This window comes from Wolbachia endosymbiont of Glossina morsitans morsitans, assembly GCF_000689175.1.
GTDB lineage: Bacteria > Pseudomonadota > Alphaproteobacteria > Rickettsiales > Anaplasmataceae > Wolbachia > Wolbachia pipientis.
In genome coordinates, this window is sequence record NZ_AWUH01000009.1 from 1 (window position 1) to 2,612 (window position 2,612).

Below are 2,612 nucleotides of genomic sequence, written 5' to 3' on the forward strand. Positions count from 1 at the left end.
ATGCCTTTTGAGTTAATCTTTCCTTCATTTCGAGGTAAAAATTTTTGGATTATTTTTTTCTACTGTAGTATCCATTTTTTTACCTCTAAACCTATTAACTAATAAAAGTATAAACTTAGAGGTATTAATTTTGTAATAACAATGCTAATAGATTACCGCAGTTTCAATAAGCATCACCAGAGGATTCTCTATATAATGCTTAAAGGTATTTAAAAACTTTGCTCCGAGTGCCCCATCAACTGCTCTATGGTCAACAGAGAGCGTTACTGTCATTATTTCCGCTATTTCTATTTTCTCATTCATAACAATTGGTTGTTTTTTTGATGCACCAACTGCAATAATGCAAGATTGCGGCGGATTGATTATAGCACTGAAGGCTTTTATACCAAACATCCCTAAGTTGGAGATAGTAAACCCTCCTCCTTGAAACTCTTCAGGTTTCAATTTTCCAGATCTTGCTCTGCTTACTAAATCTTTCACTTCTTTTGATATAGATAAAATACCCTTTTTATCAGCATTTTTTACTATAGGAGTAATTAGCCCATCTTCAAGTGCCACAGCGATTGAAATATCTATATTTGAATATCTCAGTATTTTGTTATCTATCCACGAAGAATTTATATCAGGAAATTTTTTCATGCTGAAAGCTGCAGCTATTATGATTAGATCATTAATTGTTACTTTATTGTTTTCATCTGCTGAGTTAATCTCGTTTTTTAACGATATTAACTTATCAACCTGGCAATCTACAGTTAAATAAAAATGTGGAACATTCTGTTTTGATTCAGTCAGGCGCTGTGCTATCACTTGGCGCATGTTGCTTACTTCAACTATGGTATCTTTCTCAGGACTTTCAGTATGTATACCACTGCCTAAAAACTCCAACACATCAGCCTTAATTATGCGACCATATGGTCCTGTACCTTTTAATTGCTGCACATTAACCCCTTCATTTTGAGCTATTTTCTTAGCTAATGGGCTTATTTTTGTTCTACCTTCTGCACAACCCTCTGTCATCTGAGTAGCTGACACTGGGATCCATTCTTCTTTTCTAGATCCCAGTGTCAAGCACTGGGATGACATTGAGGGGTTGGATTCCAGCTTCACGCGCTGGAATGACACCGAAGAATGACTTATTGGCTTTCCGTTTAAATCTTGGTGTTCTGATTTTTGATTATCAACAGCACTTTTTGTCACTTCCTTTTTAACTGCACTATTGATGGAAGTTGAAGTATAGTTGTTAAGTGCACTTTCATCTTCTCCTTCTTCCAGCATTAAAGCTATTGGTTGATTTACAGACACGCCACTTGTTCCTTCTGTTATTAAAATTTTTGCTATGACTCCTTCATCTATAGATTCAAACTCCATTATGGCTTTATCAGTCTCTATCTCAGCAATTACGTCGCCTACTTCAACTTTGTCTTGTTCTTTTTTATGCCACTTTACAATTTTTCCTCCAGCTTTGCTCATTGTTGGTGAAAGAGCAGGCATTAATATTTCTATAGGCATTGATTTTGCATTTAAAGATCTATTCAATTTTTAATTTACTCTTTATCTTATGTCAACCTAATCGTGAATTATGATGAATAAGTCTGTTACACTATCCCTCACGTTATCCCAGTGCGTGACACTGGGATCTTGGTTCAGTACTATTATCCTATTGTTTTTATTATTTAGCCATAGCTTGTTTGCTAACAACTTTGTTTCAACCAAATCAAATAAGATCAACATGAGAACGGGGCCAGGGTTTCACTATCCTGTAAAATGGATATACACTCGCAAAAATCTGCCCCTGAAAGTGATAGAAGAGTTTGAGAGTTGGAAAAAGGTCTGCGATATAGATGAAGACTGCGGATGGATAAAAGGCAATCTTCTTAGTGATAAGCGCTACGCGATTGTAAAAGAAGATACTTATGGATATCAAAAACAGAGTGTAGACAGCAAGATTACTATGAAAATAGACAAGTTTGTTGTGATGAAGATAGAAAAATGCAACGAAGAATGGTGCTTTCTTTCCACCCCAAAACGCAAAGCATGGGTACAAAAAAAACATATATATGGGGTTGATTAGGTTGACAAAAGATCTGAATTAACACTAGTTTATGGGCCTTCTGTAGCATGCTCTTCAGATGAAGCATAGGGTTCTTGAGGCTCTGGAGACTGTACAGGGCTATCACAGAAACTCCTTAACAGCTCCTCAGCGGATGAATCTAAAATTTGTACAATAGACTTTTCACTCTGCTCTTTTAGCGATTGATCCATTCTAGAAATTAACTCAGAAAACTCGCTACCTGATTTTTCAGCTTCATTTTTTATTTTACTTTCTATGCTTGCAATATTGCCTTGTTCAATTTCTTCTTTTGTTATGTTGAACGAATTTGCAGCATCTTGATATCCAATCTTGCAATTTCCACAACCAATTATGCAAAAAGCAATAGAATTAGATATTTCGCTTGCAGCCCACTTATGTATAGCGTAAGCCAAATAATTGTCATGGTATTTAATGCTAAATTGTTGTTCTATTAGCTCAGAAATTTTATTCTTTAGAGACATAAAGTACCCTCCTTACATTCGTTATACCTTTTTGTTAAGATACAGCAATTACACCATTT

At 35.3% G+C, this 2,612-nt stretch carries 3 protein-coding genes; 1 reads left to right on the forward strand and 2 read right to left on the reverse strand.

What is annotated here, in order from left to right; genetic code table 11:
• Positions 1 to 144: 144 nt before the first annotated feature.
• Positions 145 to 1,509, reverse strand: coding sequence for a pyruvate dehydrogenase complex dihydrolipoamide acetyltransferase (locus WGMM_RS00255; RefSeq protein WP_038248190.1), 1,365 nt, complete (start codon positions 1,507 to 1,509; stop codon positions 145 to 147).
• Positions 1,510 to 1,582: 73 nt separating this feature from the next.
• Between WGMM_RS00255 and WGMM_RS00260 the strand changes: the two genes are divergently transcribed.
• Positions 1,583 to 2,071, forward strand: coding sequence for an SH3 domain-containing protein (locus WGMM_RS00260; RefSeq protein ID WP_240991783.1), 489 nt, complete (start codon positions 1,583 to 1,585; stop codon positions 2,069 to 2,071).
• A gap of 29 nt (positions 2,072 to 2,100) precedes the next feature.
• Here WGMM_RS00260 and WGMM_RS00265 read toward each other — a convergent pair whose 3' ends face one another.
• Positions 2,101 to 2,553, reverse strand: a complete 453-nt coding sequence (locus tag WGMM_RS00265) for a WBM0748 family T4SS-associated protein (protein ID WP_038248187.1) — start codon at positions 2,551 to 2,553, stop codon at positions 2,101 to 2,103.
• Positions 2,554 to 2,612: the final 59 nt, after the last annotated feature.

Coding starts and splice junctions, on each gene's coding strand:
- WGMM_RS00265 (WP_038248187.1), bottom strand. CDS start 2,553: ATGTCTCTAAAGAATAAAATTTCTGAGCTAATAGAACAACAATTTAGC.
- WGMM_RS00255 (WP_038248190.1), bottom strand. CDS start 1,509: ATGCCTATAGAAATATTAATGCCTGCTCTTTCACCAACAATGAGCAAA.
- WGMM_RS00260 (WP_240991783.1), top strand. CDS start 1,583: ATGAATAAGTCTGTTACACTATCCCTCACGTTATCCCAGTGCGTGACA.